General features: G+C 61.5%; 11 protein-coding genes and 1 pseudogene. 6 read left to right on the top strand and 6 right to left on the bottom strand.

What is annotated here, in order from left to right; genetic code table 11:
• Positions 1-16: 16 nt before the first annotated feature.
• On the bottom strand, positions 17-1,750 hold the full coding sequence (locus tag BUC40_RS13720) for an ATP-binding protein (protein ID WP_073266610.1): 1,734 nt from the start codon (positions 1,748-1,750) through the stop codon (positions 17-19).
• Between the two features lie 698 nt (positions 1,751-2,448).
• Between BUC40_RS13720 and BUC40_RS13715 the strand changes: the two genes are divergently transcribed.
• Positions 2,449-5,838 carry a hypothetical protein gene (locus BUC40_RS13715; protein ID WP_073266608.1) on the top strand — a complete coding sequence of 1,130 codons (3,390 nt, stop codon included), beginning with the start codon at positions 2,449-2,451 and terminating at the stop codon, positions 5,836-5,838.
• Positions 5,839-5,861: 23 nt separating this feature from the next.
• Here the strand turns inward: BUC40_RS13715 and BUC40_RS13710 are convergent, their stop codons facing one another.
• Positions 5,862-6,833: a GlxA family transcriptional regulator gene (locus BUC40_RS13710; protein ID WP_073266606.1), complete on the bottom strand. Its 972-nt coding sequence runs from the start codon at positions 6,831-6,833 to the stop codon at positions 5,862-5,864.
• A gap of 189 nt (positions 6,834-7,022) precedes the next feature.
• Between BUC40_RS13710 and choX the strand changes: the two genes are divergently transcribed.
• The 4 genes from choX to BUC40_RS13690 all read left to right on the top strand — a co-directional run bounded on the left by choX (position 7,023) and on the right by BUC40_RS13690 (position 10,411).
• Positions 7,023-7,958 (top strand): choline ABC transporter substrate-binding protein, encoded by a 936-nt coding sequence (gene choX, locus BUC40_RS13705; protein WP_073266604.1) that lies wholly within the window; start codon positions 7,023-7,025, stop codon positions 7,956-7,958.
• A 109-nt stretch (positions 7,959-8,067) separates the two neighbouring features.
• Positions 8,068-8,952, top strand: a complete 885-nt coding sequence (gene cdhC, locus BUC40_RS13700; protein WP_073266602.1) for a 3-dehydrocarnitine:acetyl-CoA trimethylamine transferase CdhC — start codon at positions 8,068-8,070, stop codon at positions 8,950-8,952.
• A 20-nt stretch (positions 8,953-8,972) separates the two neighbouring features.
• Entirely contained in the window at positions 8,973-9,938 is a 966-nt protein-coding gene (locus tag BUC40_RS13695; RefSeq protein WP_073266600.1) for an L-carnitine dehydrogenase, read from the top strand.
• A gap of 2 nt (positions 9,939-9,940) precedes the next feature.
• Positions 9,941-10,411 carry a thioesterase family protein gene (locus BUC40_RS13690; RefSeq protein WP_073266598.1) on the top strand — a complete coding sequence of 157 codons (471 nt, stop codon included), beginning with the start codon at positions 9,941-9,943 and terminating at the stop codon, positions 10,409-10,411.
• A gap of 12 nt (positions 10,412-10,423) precedes the next feature.
• On the opposite strand, the gene BUC40_RS13685 is transcribed toward BUC40_RS13690, so the two are convergent.
• Positions 10,424-14,434 (bottom strand): hypothetical protein, encoded by a 4,011-nt coding sequence (locus BUC40_RS13685; protein ID WP_073266596.1) that lies wholly within the window; start codon positions 14,432-14,434, stop codon positions 10,424-10,426.
• Positions 14,435-14,761: 327 nt separating this feature from the next.
• Positions 14,762-16,054 carry a glycine-betaine demethylase subunit GbcA gene (gbcA, locus tag BUC40_RS13680; RefSeq protein ID WP_073266594.1) on the bottom strand — a complete coding sequence of 431 codons (1,293 nt, stop codon included), beginning with the start codon at positions 16,052-16,054 and terminating at the stop codon, positions 14,762-14,764.
• Positions 16,055-16,409: 355 nt separating this feature from the next.
• Here gbcA and gbcB point away from each other — a divergent pair, with 355 nt between their 5' ends.
• Positions 16,410-17,510 carry a glycine-betaine demethylase subunit GbcB gene (gbcB, locus tag BUC40_RS13675; RefSeq protein WP_073266592.1) on the top strand — a complete coding sequence of 367 codons (1,101 nt, stop codon included), beginning with the start codon at positions 16,410-16,412 and terminating at the stop codon, positions 17,508-17,510.
• A 1,193-nt stretch (positions 17,511-18,703) separates the two neighbouring features.
• On the opposite strand, the pseudogene BUC40_RS13670 reads toward gbcB, so the two are convergent.
• Both BUC40_RS13670 and BUC40_RS13660 read right to left on the bottom strand, forming a co-directional pair.
• Positions 18,704-19,002: pseudogene (locus BUC40_RS13670) on the bottom strand (threonine aldolase); the annotation flags it as partial.
• Positions 19,003-19,567: 565 nt separating this feature from the next.
• The gene (locus BUC40_RS13660; RefSeq protein ID WP_073266590.1) at positions 19,568-20,725 is read right to left on the bottom strand and encodes a PAAR domain-containing protein; all 1,158 of its coding nucleotides are present in this window, start codon (positions 20,723-20,725) and stop codon (positions 19,568-19,570) included.
• Positions 20,726-20,990: the final 265 nt, after the last annotated feature.

The following is a 20,990-nucleotide window of genomic DNA, read 5'->3' as shown; positions in this document are numbered from 1 at the left end:
CCCTGATCTTCTGTGCTCAACGAGCCTGGTAGCGCAACGGCTCCTGGGGTGCCAGCTGTTCCACCCGCGGGCTCGATGAACGATCACGATAGGGGCCGAGGCCGAGTGCCGCCAGCGTCAGCTCCAGGCCCAGGGACTGGTTGCCCTCGGTGGAACAGGCCCAGGTGAGCGCCGAGCGAATGGTGTCGCTCTCCGCGCCGTAGAGGTTCTTCCAGGCTTCCGGTACCACGGCGTCGAGCTGGCTGGCCGCCTTCTTCACCACGGCCAGTGCGTAGGCTGCGTGGCGGGCGACGAGGCGTTGGGTGCTGCCGGTCTGGTCGAGCTTTTCCAAGGCATAGAGGCGCTCGCTCTTGGGCATCTGGTAGTACTTGAGGGTGTCGTCGCGGTGAGCGATCAACAGCGACTTGTCCACCAGGCTTTCGATCAGCGGCAGCGGGTCACCGGACAGCACCGCGTCGCCTTCGACCAGCGCGCGCACGGCGTTCAGCGTGAAGGTGCCGTTGAAGATCGCCACCATGCGCAGCATCGCCTGCTCGGCGGGCGCCAGGGTCTGGTAGGACCAGTCCAGGGTCGCGCGCAGCGAGCGGTGACGAGGCGGGGCGGTACGACGGCCCTCCATCTGCAGGCGGAACTCGCCGTCCAGCAGTTCGGCCAGTGGGCCCAGGCCAAAGGCGCTGACCCGGGTGGCGGCGATTTCGATATCCAGGGGAATACCGTCGAGCTTGCGGCAAATGTTGATCACGTCCGCCACGTTGCCGTCGTTGAGGGTAAAGGCCGTGTCGCTGGCCTGCACCCGCTCCACGAACAGTTCGATGGCCGGATAGCCCAGCGCCTGCTCGGCATTGGGGTGCTCGCAGGCGGCGGGCAGCTGCAGGGGCAACAGGCGTTCGATCTGCTCACCGGCTGCGCGCAGCGGCTCGCGGCTGGTGGTCAGGATGACGCAATCGGGGGTCCACTTGAGCAGGGTTTCCACCACCAGCGCCGTGCCGTCCAGTGCCTGCTCGCAGTTGTCCAGAATCAGTAACTGGCGTCGTTGCTGCAGGTGCTGTACCACGTTACGCAGTGGATCGCTGCTGGCCTGCAGGCCCAGGGCCTTGGCCAGGGCGTGGGGGATGCGGCTGTCCTCGTCGATTTCGCTGAGATCGACGAAACAGGTGCCATGGGGCATGTCGCCAGCGAACTGGTTGCCGAGCGCCAGCGCCACGGTACTCTTGCCGATGCCGCCGGGGCCCACCAGGGACACCAGGCGCGTGTGCTCCAGCTGTTCGGCCAGGCGTTGCAGCACCGTATCGCGGCCCAGTGGCCGGGTGATCAGGCTGGGCAGCGACTGCAGGCGTTCAGCCACCGCGGGCTCGCTGCCGGCAGCGTAGGGCTCGGTATGCGCCACGAAGCGATAACCCCGGCCCGGCACGGTAACGATGTATTCGAAGCCGGTTTCGTCTTCGCTGAGCACCCGGCGCAGGGCAACGATCTGCGCACGCAGGTTGCACTCTTCGACGATGACCTTCGGCCAGGCGCAGGCGATCAGTTCGGATTTTTCCAGCAGCTCTCCCGGCCTTGCCGCCATGGCGATGAGCAGGTCCAGCGCACGGCTGCCCAGGCTGACCGGCTCACCATGCTTGAGCAGCAGGTGTTGGCGTGGGTAGAGAATGAAGGCGCCGAACCGCACGGCGCCTTCACTGCTGAAGGGTGCATGGTCGTAAGGCGTTTCGGTCGGCGTGGTGGTAGTGCCGAGAGTGGTCGAATACATGCCTATAGTCCCTCGAGGATTATGGTTGTTGTACGCACTGGTGACGGTTGCGCACAGGCGCACCAGGTCATGCTCGGGTTCGGTTCGCATGGAGGCCCGACGTGGCGGTGGCTGGCGTAACGTGCCGGTGCGGCAGTTTGAATAGGCAAGAAAATCCCTCCAGAACGTGCTTGTTTTTGTATATCACCGCGGTCTTGCAAAGCGGTGTCGATCAGAGGCGGGGTGTACTTCGCAATTAACGTGCCGCAACGGGACTGCTCTCGGCGCTTGCTAACTGATTGATTGCCAATGGCCGCGGAGGTTCGGCTGGTCGCGCGCGTTCGGAACCTCGGATAGCGCTGAAAAAGCTGTTCGGGAAGCCGACCCGGACTGGCTGCGTCGAGGGTGGTCGGCTGCATGCCGCGTTGCTCCTGACAGTCAGTTCAGCGCCGCCCTTGCGTCCTGTTAAGGGCCATGTATCGCCGTGAAAAGCTGCGAAATCCTTCGCGATCAGGTTGTTGCATCAATGTGACGATTGCTTGAATGAGAAGGCAGCAGACCGCGCCTTTGTGCGTGCACCGTTCTCGTTTCCGTAAAACGGCGTGGCGTCGCGCCTTGGTCTGCGCCGTTCAACAAGTGCCATAGCCACCTTCTTTCGCACAAGGAGCGCAGCGCCGTTTTGCGACCTTGTCCACTTATCGAGCCGGAGCGCAGAGCCGATGAGCACCATTGACACCAGCACGCCAGAGCGCTTGACCGGGGAAACCGGCGATAGCAGTTTCAATGACAAGCTGCGCGAGGCCCAGAGCAGGGGCGGTCAGCTTGATCAGGAAGGCATCGACGCCTACAAGGAGTACCGCGGGCCCTACCTCGATGGCAAACCGCCGTTGGCCGAGAGTGATCACAAGTGGGAAGAGAAGGACATCGTCAACGTCGAGACCGAATGGCTGTCGTCCAGTGGCCACCGGCTCATGCTTTGGGACGACCTGTTGCTGGTGACCATGAAAAATGGCGATCAGGTGCTGGTGCACGCCGGGGTGAACCCGCGGCTGCACCAGGTGGCCAAGGAAAAACTGGATGCCGGTGACGTCGCCGGGCCACCGGCCTGGACCGAGAAGGAGCTGTCCGAGGAGCACGAGAACTGGCTTGGCCAGCGCGAGGCTGGCGGTTTCGAGGTCGTCACCTCGGCCGAACAGATACCCGAGCTGGGCGATCTGCGCTTCATCGAAGACGGCTACATGGACATGAGCGCGTCGGTCTATCACCCCGGCAACGGCTTCCAGCTGACCGTCGACGACAACGGTGCCTATGGTGCCAACGACACGGCACTGTTCACCACGGCCGATGGCAGCAAGTACGCGGTGTCCAAGGAGGTTTCGCCGGAAGCCTACAAGAAGGTCAAGGAGCTGGCCGAGACCCGCGACAAGATCGAGAACAAGATCGCCGATGAGGGCTACAAGGTGATGAGTGCCCGGGATGACATCCCGGTGGTCACCGATGGCACCAAGGTGGAGACCCTGGCGCCTGGCGTGCTCGCCGTCGAGACGCCACGTCGTGGCAAGTTCATCGTCATCGAGAGTGTCACGCCCGAGCACTTCGCCAACCTCAGCGGGGTGCAGGCCGAGAAGCAGCAGGGCGCCGTCGACAAGGCGTTCGAGGATCGCGACCTGCCGCCGGCCAAGGAAACCGACCTGATGCTCGCCGAAACCAGCGAGAAGAAGGACGGCAAGGCCAAGACCGTCGGCGAGCTCTACTACGACAACCTCAAGGAGGCCTACAAGGACAAGCCCGCCGACTCCAAGGAAGCCAAGTACCTGCGCCTGCTCGAAGCGCGGGCAATGCTCAACGGCGGCTTCCAGTACCTGCCCTATACCACCACCAATGGCGCGTTCAGCGGCACCACCAATACCAGCTACGGCAAGGATCCCAAGGAGATGAGCCCGGCCGAGATGCGGGCGCTGGTCGATGAGGGCAAGCTCGGTGAGGAGCTGCTGGCGTTGATGACCGACGAGGACATCGCCGCCGACAACGACCGCTTTCTCAAGGAGGCGATCGACAAGGTCGAGGACAAGGAGGGCTTCAAGGACAAGCTGGCCGACACCCTGCGCGACCCCGAGTACAAGGAGGCGCTCGAAGCGCTGCAGAAGGACAATCCCGAAGGCGCAGCGGCGCGCTACGCCGCCGATATGCAGTCACTCAGCCTTCTTGATTCCGAACTGGCGGCGCAGATCGACACCGAGTTCAAGTTCGGCATCCCTATCGAGCAGCTCAACGAGCTGTACAAGGATGGCATCGAGGGAGTCGGCGAGGAGAACGTCGACAAGGCCACCACCGATATGGTCTCCACGCTGCTGACCACCATGATGACCTCGGTGCTGGGCACCAAGCGCGGCACCGATATCTACAACTACTTCTTCGGCGGCGGCAAGGAAAAGGGCCAGGCCAAGCCCGAGCTCAATGCCGAGGAGCAGAAGCTGGTCACCGCTGCGGAAAACTCCCGGGAGCCGTTGACCCAGCTGCTCAAGGACAGCGCCAAGGAGAGCATCAAGGATCCTTCCGGGAAGGCCGGCGCCATCACTGCCGAGAAGATCGAAAAAGCGGTGGCCAAAGTCCCGCTGGCCGAGCGCGACGGTGTTGCCGGGGTACTGGGCAAGCTGGGCAAGACCGGGGTACTGAGTTCCAGTGCCGGGTTGATCTCGATGGTCGCCGGGATTTACAAGCTTTCCGATGGCGGGCTGAACTTCGGCGATACGCCGGCCGAGCGCATCGAGGCGGCGAAGAATTTCGTGACCACCATCAGCATGATCTCGCCGATGGCCACCATGGTCACCGGAGCCTATGAAGAACTGTTCCGCAAGCCGGGCGCCGCCGACGCCCTGGGCCTTGGTACCAGCCTCAAGGAGAACGTCTGGGACAAGCACTTCAAGCCCAAGGACGTGTCGGAAACCGACGCCATCGAACTCAAGGAGCGGCAGCAGAAGCTCGACAACCTCAAGGAGCTGCCGCAGCTCGACATGGGCGACAAATTCACCGCCGACAGTTTCTGGAAGGAGTTCGATGACACCACCCGCAAATCGCGGCCGGCAGTCGAGGACCTGATCGAACAGCTGCCGCCGGAGCAGCGCGACGCAGCACGCAGCAGCTTTCTCAGCATCACCGACAAGAACCCGGAGTTGAGCAAGGTGCCCGAGGCTGATCGGCTGCGCTGGGTCGGTGGCGCGCTGTCGACCATCGGCGGCGCGGCCGACGTGGTGGGCGGGGTGCTGGATCTGGTGCTTGGCGGCATGGGCATCGACAAGCTGCGCAAGGAAGGTGGCACGCCTGAACAGTTCGCGGCCAAGAGCCTGCAGCTGGTTGGTGGCACCGCGGGGCTGGTGATGGGCGGCGCCGGCCTGGCTGCGGCCATCGGCGTGGGCTCGGCGGCGGTGGCCGGGGTAGTGGCCGCCGCTGCTGGCGGTGTGGGCGCGGTGCTCGGTTTCATCGGCGCCATCATCGGTGGCGTGGTCGCCCTGAAGAAGAGCGAGGAGACCGTCGAGAAGGTGCGTGACCACTTCCGTGCGCTGGAAGACGACGGGGTGCTGGAGAAAGAGTGGGGCGACAAGCTCAACTACCTGGTGCACATGAGCTACGAGTACAACTATTACGAGGGCAAGTACGAAGACCGTTTCGATGCCTGGTACCCCGAGGACATTCCGGTCTGGGAAGCGCAACCCGAGCACTACAAGGAATTCACCGAGAAGGTCGAGAAGGACGGCAAGATCGACGATGACTGGTTCACCGACAACATGCAGGACCTGGTCACCTACAACGACAAGTTTGATGCCGCCTTCTACCGCGACAACAAGGACAAGATCGACCGCATCGTCGATAACTGGGAGCAGTGGCAGGGCAGCGACGACATCATCAGCGACAAGGATTTCAACAAGCTGCTCAAGGGCGATGATCGCTTCGACAACTCCAAGGAAGACATCGATGCAGTGCGTTTTTTGATGGATAACAAGGAGTTCTTCGAGTTCCTCGACACCATCCGTTTCCACCCCAACAACACCAAGGCAGACGGCAAGATCAGCCGCAAGGACGTCGACAAGTGGCTGGAGCAGGTGAGCTGAAGTCGACTGCGCCGGTCGAGCTGCTAGGTGCGCGGCGCCAGGCCTGACACCAGCGCGGCCTCGCGCCGATCCTGCCGCGGGCTGACCGCAAAGCGCGTGCGGTAGCGACGGGCGAAGTAGGAGGCTGAGTCGAAGCCGCAGGCCAGGGCCACTTCCAGCACGCTGAGGTCACTCTGGCGCAGCAGCTGGCGCGCCTTGTCGAGGCGCAGGCCGAGGTAGAAGGTAATCGGTGTGGTGCCCAGGTGCTGGCGAAACAGCCGCTCCAGTTGCCGGGTGGTGATGCCCACCAAATCGGCCAGTTGCCCTGGCGTGCGCGGCTCCTCGGTGCAGCGCTCCATCTCGCCGATCACCAGGGCGAGCTTCTTGTCGTGAATGCCATAGCGGCTGCTGACCTGCATGCGCTGATGATCCAGCCGGGTGCGAATACGACCGAGCACGAACTGCTCGGACACCTGGATCGACAACGCTTCGCCATGGTCGCGGCCGATCAGCCCGAGCATCAGGTCGAGGCTGCTGGTGCCGCCGGCACTGGTGATGCGCCGGTCGTCGATTTCGAACAGCTCCTGGGTCGGCAGCAGTTGTGGATAACGTTCACGAAAGGCCTCCAGCGCCTCCCAGTGCAGGGTGAAACGCTGCTTGGCGTCCAGCAGCCCGGCTTCGGCGAGCACGAAGCTGCCGGTGTCGATGGCACCGAGCACCTGGCATTCACGGTCAGCACGGCGCAGACGGCCTGCCAGCTGCGGGCTGAAAGCGGCCAGGGGATCGAAACCGGCGACCACGAACAGGCTGTTGCCGGCCAGCTCGTCATCCAGGGCGCCATCGACGTTCAGCGACATACCGTTGCTGGCCGGCACCGCCTCGCCGTTTTCGCTTAGCAGGCGCCAGTGATAGTGCGGCGCGTGAAAGCGATTGGCGACCCGCAACGGCTCGATGGCCGACATCAGCCCCATCATCGAAAAGCCGGGCAGCAGCAGAAAGCAGAAGTGGTGCGACATGGCTGATCCCCGCTTGTGGAAACCTCATCTAACGTTAGGCACGTCGGGCAATCAAGTCGGTATGTTCTGGTTTTATGCCGATATGGTGCGAATCACTGGCCAGGCAACTGCGTAAGGTGGGCTCATCGGAATTTAGCCGTTCCGGTCACACGGTACTAAGAACCAGACTAAACCGTTGAGGAGCCCCCTATGAAAGCGCTCACTGCGTTCGCAGCATGCTGCACCTTCACCCTGTTCAGTACATCCCTGCTGGCCGCCGAAGACGAGAGTTGCAAGACTGTGCGCCTGGGCGCCGTCGGCTGGACCGACGTGGTCGCCACCACCGCCGTGGCCAGCGAGCTGCTGCAGGGCCTCGGCTATGAAACAGAGCAGACTCAGGCTTCGCAGCAGATCATCTTCGCCGGCATCCAGAAGGGCCAGGTCGATGCCTTTCTCGGCTACTGGAAGCCGATCATGGACGACAACATCAAACCCTTCCTCGACGCCGGCGCCGTGAAGGTGGCTGACAAACCGTCGCTGGACGATGCCGTGGCGGTGCTCGCCGTGCCGACCTATGCAGCCGAGCAGGGCATCAAGACCCTCGCGGATATCGCCCGCTTCAAGGATCAGCTCGACGGCAAGATCTACGGTATCGAGGCCGGTTCGGGCGCCAACACCGCGATCCAGAAGATGATCGACAGCAACCAGTTCGGCCTTGGCGGCTTCAAGCTGGTCGAGTCCAGCGAGGCCGGCATGCTCGCCGCCGTTGGCCGGGCGGTGCGCAGCGAGAAGCCGGTGGTGTTCTTTGGCTGGAAGCCGCACCCGATGAACCTGCAGATGCCGATCACCTACCTGACCGGCACCGAAGACGTGTTCGGCCCCAACGACGGCGCCGCCACGGTATCCACCGTGACCTCGCCGGACTATGCCCAGCGCTGCCCGAACGCCAACCGCCTGCTCACCAGCCTGCGCTTCACCAGCGCCCAGGAGGCCGAGCTGATGCAGCCGATCATGGATCGTCAGCCGCCCGCCAAGGTGGCGCGAGAGTGGATCGCTGCCAATCCCCAGGTCGTCAGCGCCTGGCTGGATGGTGTCACCAGCCGCGACGGCAAACCGGCCACCCAGGCCCTGAAACTCACCCAATAACGCTACCCATCGTCGTCACCGCGCACTGCGCGGGGACTGCGCTCGCCCAGAGAGTCTGGCTGGCGCCTGATCGGCAGGAGCCACGCAGTTCCTACAAAGGAGATCGACCGTGAACCATGACGTCATCATCACCTGCGCGGTCACCGGGGCTGGCGACACCGTCGGCCGCCATCCGGCCATTCCCGTCACCCCCAAGCAGATCGCCGAGGCCGCCCTCGAAGCCGCCAGGGCCGGTGCTACCGTCGCCCACTGCCACGTGCGTGACCCGCACACCGGCAAGCCCAGCCGCGACGTGTCGCTGTACCGCGAGCTGGTCGAGCGCATTCGCGAAAGCGACACCGACGTGATCATCAACCTCACCGCCGGCATGGGCGGCGACCTGGAAATCGGCAAGGGCGAGCAGCCCATGGAGTTCGGCGCCGGCACAGATCTGGTCGGCCCGCTGACGCGCCTGGCGCATATCGAAGAGCTGCTGCCGGAAATCTGCACCCTGGACTGCGGCACCCTGAATTTCGGTGACGGTGATTTCATCTACGTGTCCACCCCGGCGCAGCTGCGCGCTGGCGCCAAGCGCATCACCGAGCTGGGGGTGAAGGCCGAGCTGGAGATCTTCGACACCGGCCACCTTTGGTTCGCCAAGCAGATGATCAAGGAGGGCCTGCTCGACGATCCGCTGATCCAGCTGTGCCTGGGCATCCCCTGGGGCGCGCCGGCCGATACCGCGACCATGAAAGCGATGGTCGACAACCTGCCGCCGGGCCTGACCTGGGCCGGCTTCGGCATCGGCCGCATGCAGATGCCGATGCTCGCCCAGGCCATGCTGCTGGGCGGCAACGTACGCGTGGGGCTGGAAGACAACATCTGGCTCGACAGGGGCGTGCCGGCCAGCAACGGCTCGTTGGTCCAGCGGGCGGTGGAGATCATCGAACGGCTCGGTGGTCGTGTGCTGAGCCCGGCCGAGGGCCGGGAAAAGATGAACCTGAGAAAACGCTGAGCCTTCTTCTGGAGCCTGCCATGTCCTTCGTAACTGACATCAAGATTTTCGCTGCACTGGGCACCGGCGTGATTGGCGCCGGCTGGATCGCCCGCGCCCTGGCCCATGGCCTGGACGTGCATGCCTGGGATCCGGCGCCCGGCGCCGAAACAGCGCTGCGTACGCGCATCGCCAACGCCTGGCCTGCGTTGGAAAAGCAGGGGCTGGCGCCAGGCGCGTCGATGCAGCGCCTGCGCTTTTTCGCAGACCTGGATGCCTGCGTACGTGATGCCGACTTCATCCAGGAAAGCGCCCCCGAGCGTCTCGACCTCAAGCTCGATCTGCACGGGCGGATCAGCGCTGCCGCGCGTCCGGATGTGATCATCGGTTCCAGCACCTCGGGCCTGCTGCCCAGCGAGTTCTACGCCGAGGCGCAGCACCCTGAGCGCTGCGTGGTCGGCCATCCGTTCAACCCGGTGTACCTGTTGCCGCTGGTCGAGGTGGTCGGCGGCGAGCGAACCGCACCTGAGGCCGTGCAGGCGGCCATCGGCATCTACAGCGCGCTGGGCATGCGTCCGCTGCACGTGCGCAAGGAAGTGCCGGGCTTTATCGCCGACCGCCTGCTCGAAGCGCTTTGGCGCGAGGCGCTGCACCTGGTCAATGACGGCGTGGCGACCACCGGCGAGATCGACGACGCGATCCGCTTCGGCGCCGGTCTGCGCTGGTCGTTCATGGGAACCTTCCTGACCTACACCCTGGCCGGTGGCGATGCCGGCATGCGTCACTTCATGGCCCAGTTCGGCCCGGCCCTGAAGCTGCCCTGGACCTACCTGCAGGCGCCTGAGCTGACCGAGCAACTTATCGACGACGTGGTCGCCGGCACATCGGTTCAGCAGGGCCAGCGCAGCCTCGCCGAGCTGGAACGCTATCGCGACGACTGCCTGCTGGCGGTTCTCGGCGCGATTCGCGAGACCAAGGCCCGCCACGGCTTCGCCTTCGAGGACTGAGCATGCTACCCGTCACCTACAAAACTGCGGTGCAGCCCGACTGGGTCGACTACAACGGCCACCTGCGCGACGCCTATTACCTGCTGATCTGCAGCTTCGCAACCGATGGGCTGATGGACCTCATCGGCCTCGACGAGGCGGGCAGGGCGCGCACCGGGCATACGCTCTACACGCTGGAGTGCCACCTCAACTTTCTCGCCGAGGTGAAACTCGGCGTCGAGCTGCAGGTGCGCACCCAGCTGCTCGGTCATGACCACAAGCGCCTGCATATCCACCATTTGGTCGAACGCTGCGACGACGGGCAGGTGGTGGCCGAAAGCGAGCAGATGCTGATGAACATCGACACCGCCAGTGGCCGCTCGGCGCCCTTCCATGAGCAGGTCGCAAGGCGAGTCACGGCGCTGGCCGGGGCGCAGCAGGAGCTGCCGCGCCCTGCCTGTGTCGGCCGGGTGATCGGTTTGCCGGGAAGCTAGCCCGCCGGTTCATCAGAAACGCATCTGTCGCCAGGCCGGCGTGTCGTCGTTGGGGTTGTAGGTCAGCTCGCTCTTGTCGGTCTTCTCCAGGCCGATGGCCTTGAGCCAGGTTTCCAGGTCGCCGGTACTGATCTTGCCGTCGCGTCTGTCGTTCTTGGCCAGGTTATCGAGCTGGTCGAAGAAGCCCGGGTTGTCGAGCAGGAAGCGCGCGGCCTCCTTCTCGGTCTCGCTACCGTCGCCATTGGCGATCTTGTCCAGGTCCTTCTTGCTGACGATGGCGTCCTTGCCGTTCCAGTCGTCCCAGCGCTCGCGGATGGTCTCGATGATTTCTTTATGTTCATCGTAATAGGCGCGCCCGTAATCCCCCTGGTGAGCGCCGACCATCTTCATCCAGGTGTTGAGGTCGTTGGTGCTGACCTTGCTGTCCTGGCCGCCCTTGCCCCACTGGGTGTCGAGCTGATCCCAGAAGCCGCTGTTATCGAGCAGGAACTGCGCAGCCGCCTTGTCTTCGGCGCTGCCGTCGCCACTGGCGATCTTCTCCAGATCCTTCTTGCTGACGATGTCGTCCTTGCCGTTCCAGTCATCCCAGCGTTCGCGGATGGTGTGGATGACCTCGCGGTTCTCCTCGTAGAACGCCTTGTCGTACTTGGCCAGGTGCTTGTCGTCGTCCAACCGGTTGATGGACGAGCCGCCTTCCTGAGGCGTTTCCTTGAAATGCTCCCACTCGTCTTTCTGGTAGTCGTAGATGCTCTGGCCGGCCGGGGCGTCGCGGCCGTCGTATTCGTAGAAGCTGTAGCGGGCATATTCGAGCTTGTCGCCCCAGTCTTCCTGGGTCAGGCCGAGTTCGGCGAGGTCCTTGAACCACTGGCCTTCCTTGTCGGTGGCTTTCTGCTTCTTCTCGTGATCGACGAAGATGCCGATGATGCCGCCGATCAGCCCCAGCCCTGCGGTAATGAGGAACAACGGGCCGGTGGCGCCGGCCAGCGCACCGATGCTGGCAAACAGCCCGGCGGTGCCAATGACACCGGCGGTGGTACCCGCCACGCCGCTGATGATCTGCAGGGCACCAGCGGCCTTGCCCAGGTCACTGTTGTTGGCGATGGCGTCCTTGATGGTGAAGCCGCCCATGACGATATCGGCGACGCTGAGGATATCCGGCGCCACGCCCAGCACCTTGGTCAGGGTGCCGCCGATCTTCGCCGCCAGGCCAGGCTTTATGGACGGCACGTCTACCGCGCCGGTCGGAGTCAAAGCGTCGCGAACGGTCGCGCTATCGACGATGTTCGGCGTCGAGGGTGCGTTGCGGATCGAGTCGTTGACCTGCTCGATAGCGTCATCAACGATATCGGCGGCAGGCGGTGTGCGATTTTCCTGCTCGAACATCTCGTTGATGGACTCGCGATCCAACTCGAAATTGCCGGAGAAACCGTCGAATGGGTCGTTGCTCGCTGGCGTACTGCGGCCTGACTGCTGCTGACGTTCATCGAATACCCGGTCGAATGACTCACGACTCGGTGGCGTGATGTTGCGCTCTTCAAAATACTCCACGGCATCTTCGTAAATCGACGAAACGGCATCGTAGTAGGTCGTGCTGCCGGACGAGATCGAGGAGCTAACCGAGCGACTGGCAGCGTTTTCCAGGTGATCGGCAAATTCGCTGATCGAGGCATCATCCGGAACATTGCCCAGCCCGCTCGCGGTGCGCTGTTCGTTGATACTGTCGTTGATGGTCTCCTCGGTGATGTTGAGGTTCTGCTCCTGAGCAATCTCGTTGAGGCTGTTGTAGCGCGAGTAGTCTGCCGGTGGCGTTCCACCGGCGCGGGTAACGATGCTATCGAGCAGTTGCCGGCTGCCAGCATCATCGAGGGAACCAATGCCCGAGGCTTCGGCGGAAAGCCTGACCTGGTCAACGGCGTTACCGCCGCCGCCACCGTTCAGCGAGCCCAGCTCGATGAGGCTGTTGGCGCGGTTTTCTACCGCATCGGGAATACCGGAGATGCCGCGCTCGCGTAGGAAGCCTTCGATCGTTTTACCGATCGTGCCGTTTTCTTTGCCCCAGATTTCCGGAAGGGTTTTGCTCAGTCCCAGTAGTTCGGCAGTGTTGGTCTTGGTGAACAAGTCAAAGATCTTGGTCTTCTCGAACTGCGCCCCACCACTGAGGAAGGTGATGAAGTCCTTGGCGATGGCCAAGCGTTCCAGCGGTTCGTCGGATAGCTGCCCATTCTTGGCCGAAAGCATGTAAATCGCCCCGCCCAAGGAGCCGAATGCGGAGAGAGTGCCGAGCACACCGTACTGGTTCAGCGTGCCGATGGCCCTGGTGAAGTCGTCCTTGCTGACTTCCGCCGGGATGTACTTGGTTTCCAGCTGCTTATTGAAGTCGGCCTGGGTGATGGTGCCGTTATTGAGCTGCTCGGAGAGCTTGGCAAAGTCGGCCATCTTGGTCTTGTCATTTAGCAGCTCGTTGTAGAACTTCTCGATACTGTCCTGCACCCGCCGCGGAATGTCGGCGGACTTGAGCACTGTCTTGATCAGCGCGCCCATGTCCTTGTAGGCCAGCTCCTTGTATTCGTCGGGAATCGCACCGGGATCGCCGACCAGGGTGTCGATCTCCACCAGTATGCCGTTCTGCTTGAGCGCCGACTCGGCCTGGCGGGCGCGTTCCGGGTCCAGCAGCTCCAGGCTGGAGGCGAGCCGGGCAACCTCGGCCTGGCCCTCGCTACCCAGGCCCTGCTCTTTCATGTCGGCCAGGTACCGGACGAAATCCAGGCTGGTCAGGGTGTCGTAGAGTTCGTCCGCCAGCCGGGTCTTGTCTTCGCCGCTGATCTTCTCGATGGCGCTGTCCAGTTCGGCCTGGTACTCCTTGCCGATCTTGTCCTTCTCGCCGTTGCCGCTGGTGAACATCTCGCTGAGCAGTTCATCCACCGAGTTGCCGTTGAGGATGTCCTGCATGTCCTCGGTACTCAGGGTTTCACCATCGCTGTCGAACTTGCGCCAGGTGGTGTTACCGCCACGCGGATCCTCGATGTAGGGGGTGATGCGGTGGCCGCTCTCCATCGACGCCTTGGCCTCGATGGCCTTGACCAGCTTGTAGATGTCGCTGTCCTTGCCGACCTTGCCGTCGTCGATGAGCTTCTTGTACTTGTCGAGCAGGTTCTTGGTGGCCAGCTCGACCACCGTCATCTCTTCCTTGTCGTCCTTGTTGGCCTTCTCGCCGCTGCTCTGGCCGAGCAGGTCCAGCTTGTCGAGGTCGGGCAGGTCATATTTCTCACGCAGCTTCTGGATCGAGTCGCCGCCTTTGACGTGGTCGCTCCACATCCCTGCGACACGGTCGTACATCGCCTTGTTTTCGTGCTGGGATACCACGTACTTCTTGCCGTCCTTGGTCTCGAACTGGATGACTCCATTGCCGAATTCGTCTGGCCCGCCCCACAGGGCAATATCATGCTCGGCCACGTGGGTATCGGCACCTGCCACCTCACGGCCATCGGCCACGCGCTGCTCAAGGGTGTAGCGGGACAGGCCGATCTGCTGCACCGACGCGAATAGCTCGGGGGTCAGCGCCTTGGAGACGCTGACGGTTTCGCCGTCGGGGGTGATGTAGGTGATCACCTCGGCGTCTTCCAAATTGCCCTGCCACTTGAACTGGGTGTAGTCGCCCCAGTCCTGCACCTCGGTATTGCGGTCGGCGATGATGTGTTCGTCGCCCATTGCCGCGACTACCTGAGCCTTCTGCTCGGGGGACTGGTTGAGGGCGTGCAGATTGACCAGAAACTTGTACAGCTCGGGGTTGACCGAGCGCTCGACCACTACGCCCTGACCATTGAGCTCATAACGGATCTTGCCGTCCTTGGCCGCTTCGACCTGGGTTTTGTCCACTGGCGGCCACTTCTCATTGTCAGTGGCGACGCGATCTTCCTTGGGCTTGCCTTCGGCCTTCAGACTCAGACGCATGATGTTGTCGAAACGCAGACCGTCGCCGCCAGCCTGATCGTTGGGGCCTTTGCTCAGTGGTTTCACGCTCACGGTGGTTTCCTCGCGAAGTGGAAGCGCGTGGCCAGGCCGCTTCGCAGAGAAAACCGCGTATGCGCCTTTAGCCGGGACTACCCCGATTGTTTCGCTTACTGGCGTGAAATGCTGTGAAACATCCGTTCACGAATCGAACGGCCAGGGAGAGGCCCCACGGGGGCATGGGTAGGTTAAAGGCGGAAGCCGCTGTTCGTTGTCGGGCGCCAATTGGTGGGCTGAAGCGGATCGCCGTTCGGCCCACCCTAAGGTTAGATGCGCGGCTGTAGGGTGGGCTTCAGCCCACCAAATTGAACGGCGGCTTCCGCCTTTTTGCAGCCCCTATTTTTACTGCGCTTTCACATCGCGCAGATACGGCGCCGGCGCTGCACCGAGGTTGTTGAGCATGCGGCCGCTGTACCAGTCGATGAAGTTGACCACGCCGAACTCGTAGGTTTTCGAGTACGGGCCGGGCTGGTAGGCGGTGGAGTTGATGCCGCGCTGGTTTTCTTCGGCCAGGCGACGATCCTGGTCGTTGGTGGCGTCCCAGACTTCGCGCAGGCGCGCCACGTCGTAGTCGACCCCTTCGACGGCATCTTTGTGCACCAGCCATTTGGTGGTGACCATGGTTTCCTGGGCGCTGATCGGCCACACGGTGAACACGATCATGTGATCGCCCATGCAGTGGTTCCAGGAATGCGGCAGGTGCAGGATGCGCATCGAGCCCAGATCCGGGTTCTGGATGCGCCCCATCAGTTTCTTGCTGCCTTGCTTGCCGTCCATGGTCATCGACACGGTGCCCTTGAGCAGCGGCATACGCACGATACGGTTACGCAGGCCGAAGCCGGCGTGCAGGTAAGGGATCTTTTCGGCTTCCCACTTGGCGGCGGATTCGGCCACGTGGTCCTTGAAGGACTGGCTGGCGCGCGGGTCGTTGGTGTCGTCCCACTCCAGCAGGGTGTTGAGCAATTCAGGGTGCGAGCCGTTGCAGTGATAGCACTCGCGGTTGTTCTCCAGCACCAGTTTCCAGTTGGCTTTCTCGTACAGGTTGGTCTGCACCGCCACCTTGGTGTTTTCCATGTCGTACGGTTCCATGTAATGCGCCAGGGTGGCGAGGAACTCGTCGATGGCCGGTGGGTTTTCGGCCAGGGAAATGAAGATGTAACCGCCAGCGGTTTTGCAGTTCACCGGCTTGAGGTTGTAGTCGGCGAGGTTGAAGTCGGCGCCCATTTCGGTGCCGGCGAACAGCAGGCGGCCATCCACTTCGTAGGTCCACTGGTGGTATGGGCAGACCAGCTTGGCGACCTTGCCCTTGTCGCTGGTGCACAGGCGCGAGCCGCGATGGCGGCAGACGTTATGGAAGGCATGCACCGCGCCCTCGGCGCCGCGGATCACGATGATCGGGTTGTTGCCGATCTGCAGCGTCAGGTAGTTGCCCTTGGCCGGTATCTCGCAGGTCATGCCGGCGATCAGCCACTCCTTGTGGAAGATCTCCTGCATGTCGAGTTGGAACACGCGCTCATCGTTGTAGAACGGTTGCGGCAGGGAAAAGGTGCGCTCGCGGTTCTGCAGCATCTCGGCTGCGGCGGCACGTGCCTGTTCCAGCGGGTCGCCAAGGCTCAGCGTAGAGGTGACGGTCATCGGAAAACTCCTCATGGCGAGCGCGCGGCGCCTGCCGTAAAAGTGGCTATTGCGGTGGTACGCAAGGTGGCGGGTCGCTTCCCGGATCGCCTGCCGAATGGCGTGTTGCATAGGGGCTGCGGCTGACGCTCTTATCCTGTTCGGCTTGGGGGCGAGTGTGGAGCCGGGCGCGGCGTGAACCTTATCCATGGGCGACATGGCCGCATCATTTCCCGACTGGGTACGCCAGTGTCTACGGGGCAGGTCGCCGTTAGCATGCCGATGTCGCTGGCAGGTAAATGAGCGCCAGGTGCGTTGCGCACAATCGCGGCAAAGACAGGGCCGGTGAGCGGCCTGCGTGCGTGAGAGAACCGACATGTCGAACGACTTCCTCTATCCCGTTACTACCCAGACCTGGAGCAATGGCCGCCACGTGGTGCGCTGCGTCAAGGTTATCCAGGAAACGTGGGATGTGCGCACCTTCTGCTTTATGGCTGACCAGCCGGTGCTGTTCTTCTTCAAGCCGGGGCAGTTCGTGACCCTGGAGCTGGAAATCGAAGGTCAGCCGGTGATGCGTTCTTACACCATCTCCAGCTCGCCCTCGGTGCCTTACAGCTTTTCCATCACCATCAAGCGGGTGCCGGGCGGCAAAGTTTCCAACTGGCTGCACGACAACCTGAGCGAAGGTCAGGAGCTGGCAGTGCATGGCCCGGTGGGGCTGTTCAACGCCATCGATTTCCCGGCAGACAAGGTGCTGTTTCTCAGCGGCGGTGTAGGCATCACCCCGGTGATGTCGATGGCGCGCTGGTTCTACGACACCAATGCCAACGTCGACATGGTGTTCGTACACAGCGCTCGTTCGCCAAAGGACATCATTTACCACCGCGAGCTGGAGCACATGGCGGCGCGGATCAGCAACTTCAGCCTGCACGTGATCTGCGAGAAGCATGGCCTGGGCGAATCCTGGTCCGGTTATCGCGGCTACCTCAACCAGCCGATGCTGGAGCTGATGGCGCCGGATTATCTGGAGCGGGAAATCTTCTGCTGCGGCCCGACGCCCTACATGAGCGCGGTCAAGCGCCTGCTCGAAGCCAAGGGCTTCGACATGAGCCGCTACCACGAAGAAGCATTTGGTCCAGTGCCGGCGGAAGTGCGCCAGGACGTCAAGGAGCTTGCCGAGCTGGCTGCCGACGCGCCCGAAGTGCCGGCGGCCGATCGTAACCAGGTGGCCTTTACCAGTACCGGCAAAAGCATTCAGGTTGGCCCGGGTGAAACCGTACACGCCGCTGCAGCCAAGCTTGGCCTGCACATTCCCAAGGCCTGTGGCATGGGCATCTGCGGCACCTGCAAGGTGCTCAAGACGGCGGGCGACGTGGACATGGAGCACAACGGCGGGATCACCGACGAGGACGTGGCCGAGGGGTACATACTTTCCTGCTGCAGCGTGCCGCGTAACGACGTGAGCATCGATTACTGATTGGTGCTGGTCAAAAACTAGGCGGTGCCCTTCAGGGCCCGCCGTGCCTGGGCTGTAGCCATAACAAAACAGCTTATCCACAGACGCGCGCACAGTAATTGTGTGCAACGCCTGCGCGGCATTTCGATTACCGGCGCCTCTCCCTCCTTGTGCCACGGGGCTAAGCAGCCTGCCTGTCGTGGCATCGCTGTCCGACGATTCGGGCAGAGTTATACAAACTATCCACAGTTCTATGCACAGTTCAGGTGGCTTCTTGCGTCCCGTAACCGCGCGTGGCCAGTACAAGCAGCTGTACGATTTATGATCAATAGGCTGCGGGCCACGTATTTATTGGCATGCAGCGCTATAGCGACAGCTTGTGCACAGCTTGATCCACGAAGTTTGGGGAAAGCCTGTAGAGAGTTGTTCACCAGCTCTGCGGAGCGCTCATCGATGTATGTTCATCGTGCAGCGGTATTCGGTGCTGATCAATAAATAACCATTGGCTCGAAAGTACCATGAGTACTGGCCTGTAGCGCTGACTAAACATGTTATGCACAGCTAAGCGCACAGCTTCTGTGTGTAGATAACTTGCTAACAGACTGATATCGATCATTTTTCCAGCGCTACGCCAGAGGCCACGAGTCGCGAGGGATGTAGCGATATGCCTACAGCTTATCCACGTTATCATCCCCGCATTGTGGGGATGGATTTCCACAGGCCGCAAATTACTATTTGGGGCTGCTGTGGATGGAATAGCCTTTTATAAGCCTGGTTAAAAAATGATTGCCATGCTGAAGCCCTTTAATAGCGTGGCTTGCAGTGACATATGCACAGCTTGTAAGCGCTCTACTGCACAGTAGATGTGTGTAAGCCGCGAGACAACTTGTTGAAATAGAACGTTTTTTGTACGAATACCTGCGGCCGTTGCAGGCTCTGGGCTGCAGCCATGTGCCGACAGCTTATGCACAAGCTCGTCCACGCGATCTGGGGATGAGCCGGCTTTTTATCCCCATTCTGCCTATTGGCTCTCTGTGAGACCTACTGCAGCGAAGCGGGCGGAAACGTAAAGCGCGACCGAATTTCAGCTGGGAGCGCTGAGTTATCCACAGATTGGCGAGTAAGGTGAGGCGAAGGGATCGAGGTGCGGGCGTATTGCTACTGAGCAGTGGATCAGGTGCGCGACCTGATCCACCTTTGCTCAAGGTTTGCTGTCAGGACATTACTTGGCGGATATCTGCTGCCAGCTGACGAACGCGGGCTTCGTCGGTGTCCCACGAACACATGAAGCGTGCGCCGCCGGCACCGATAAAGGTTTAGAAGCGCCAGCCGCGAGCGGTGAGGGCGGCAATGGCCGGTTCGGACATCTGCAGGAACACGCCGTTGGCCTCCACCGGGAACATCAGGCTTACACCCGGTACGTCTTCCACTAGTTTGGCGAGCAATTGTGCACAGGCGTTGGCGTGTTTGGCGTAACGCAGCAGGCGTCGCCCTGCGCGATGCCAACCCAAGGGCGCTGCGTCTGGAGATATCTTGGGATGTACGAGTTGACTGTGGGGCGCTAGGGCTATGGCGTATGCGAGGGCTTGCAGCGCCACTCATTTGTGCCCTTAACTCGTTCAGCGTCTTTAACTGACCAATCGCCAGCCTCACCGATCAAGCAGAAGCGTTTGTAGAACCAAGCCCTTCTATTTTTTTGGTCGCCGGCCTGTAGAAGAACTTCGTAAATACCTGGCTTGAGGGGTTGAGGCGGTACCTGGTTTTCAAAAGAAACGATAGGTTCGCCATATTCGACGCACGTGTCCGATCGTAGCTTTAAGGTAGAGCTTGTTACTCCGGGTGGCGTACTGGTTTCCCAGGCTTGAACGGACGGGCGATTGACTTGAACCGCATACAGCACGACCTCATTTTGATCGAGGCGAGCTTTGCGGGAAAAGAAACCAGGCACCTCGTAGGTTTCGTCGGCTCCTATGCATAGCACGCCATTGCGTACCCATACGCGTGCGTCACCATCGTGGTGCCTAGACATGGCATGCCCGTCACATAGAAAGCCGAAGGCTAGTACGGACAGTAGAACGCTACGGTAAGAGTTTGCGGGCATTTGGATTGCTCAGGAAATCGCTCAGGACGCTCTTGTAAAGATCTATGCTAGTTACCAGGCGACTGCTTGCGCTCCTCGTGGAGTTGCCGGTCGACCAGCAATAGTAATCGGCGAGGATGTCGCCTTGCTGTTCCATATTGAAATCCTGCAGTTTATCGCCCGGCTTCAATTCGTACTGATAAGGGTCGCCCAGAAGTCCCCAAAGTTTGCCAGGGTGCAACAGAAGACCATGTAGCTTCACCCAATACCCCAGTTGGTGCTGCCATACATGCACCATCTCGTGCATGAACCAGTGCTGGTCATTAGGGAGAAGAGAGAAGTCGTCTTTGTAGTAGTCTGGGTTGAAATACATCTCGCCGTTCGGCGTCATCGCAGTATTGTCGGGCTGTAGCCCGAATGGCAGGTATTCCTCGTTGTGGATCTTGATCTTGGTGTAGTCGACCGAGTCTTTGAACAGACTCTGCGCCATGGTTAGCTCGCCGCTGGTCAGAGCTCGGAAATTGTCGCTTTTGCTCACGGAGATAGGCGGTGCTTTCGCTCCTGTACTTGCTGCGGTCTGCATGCCATTGAGGGGAATCGATATTCCATTCGACTGGGTCGGGGCATGCCGATCGCAGCAGTTGGTGGTGGGTGCCGGTGGCAGCAGGTGCACACTGGCTATGGCCATTTGCGTTAATGTTTTTATCGTTTGGGTTGTGCCAGATGCATCGGTAATCCCTTTCTGAGTCGAACCGTCCTCCAAGATCACCCTATAAGGTAGGCACGAATAGGGTTGGCCGTTGGAGGCAGAGAGCTGCAGCTGGCAGCTAAATACTCCGGGTGGGGGAGATAGTGGGATAGGGGGCGTGAATGGTGCGGGAACGTGCTGATTGCCAACCAGTACCTCCCCAGATCCCGTAATAATTGTGCCGCCATGACTGGTCGAGCTACCGAGGAAAGCGATGGGTAATCCGTTGACCAGAATGGTACTCATGCCTTCGGCTACAGTATCGCCGCAAGCACTTCTATCGCCCACGCGCAGCGCCGGCAGGCCATTGATCAGAACGTTGGGGGAGCCTGTGACGGTTGGGTTAACGGCGTGTCCCGGGAGTGGACAGGAGTCTTGATCGCTTTTACGAGCTGCGGGCTTGGACATGTATTTGCTTCCTGCAATGGGATCCGACAGACCTAGCCCGCTCCAGCGGGCCCGCTTATTTAGTGTTTAAACGTAGCGAATTCTGCCCCAAGTTACCGTGCATATTCCATGACGGGCGTCGGTTTTCAACGAAGTCGCGGGGCAACGGGCAATCTGGCGTGTGCTCATTCTGCTTTAAGTTGCTGGCCATTTATCTGTTCAGTGTTATGGGGGCTTCGCTTGCCTGGAGTGGCAAGGCGCGGTACGCCACTGCCGTGGCTGACCG

Source organism: Phytopseudomonas punonensis, from assembly GCF_900142655.1.
Classification (GTDB): Bacteria; Pseudomonadota; Gammaproteobacteria; order Pseudomonadales; family Pseudomonadaceae; genus Aquipseudomonas; species Aquipseudomonas punonensis.
This window is presented reverse-complemented; position numbering and strand designations above follow the sequence as displayed.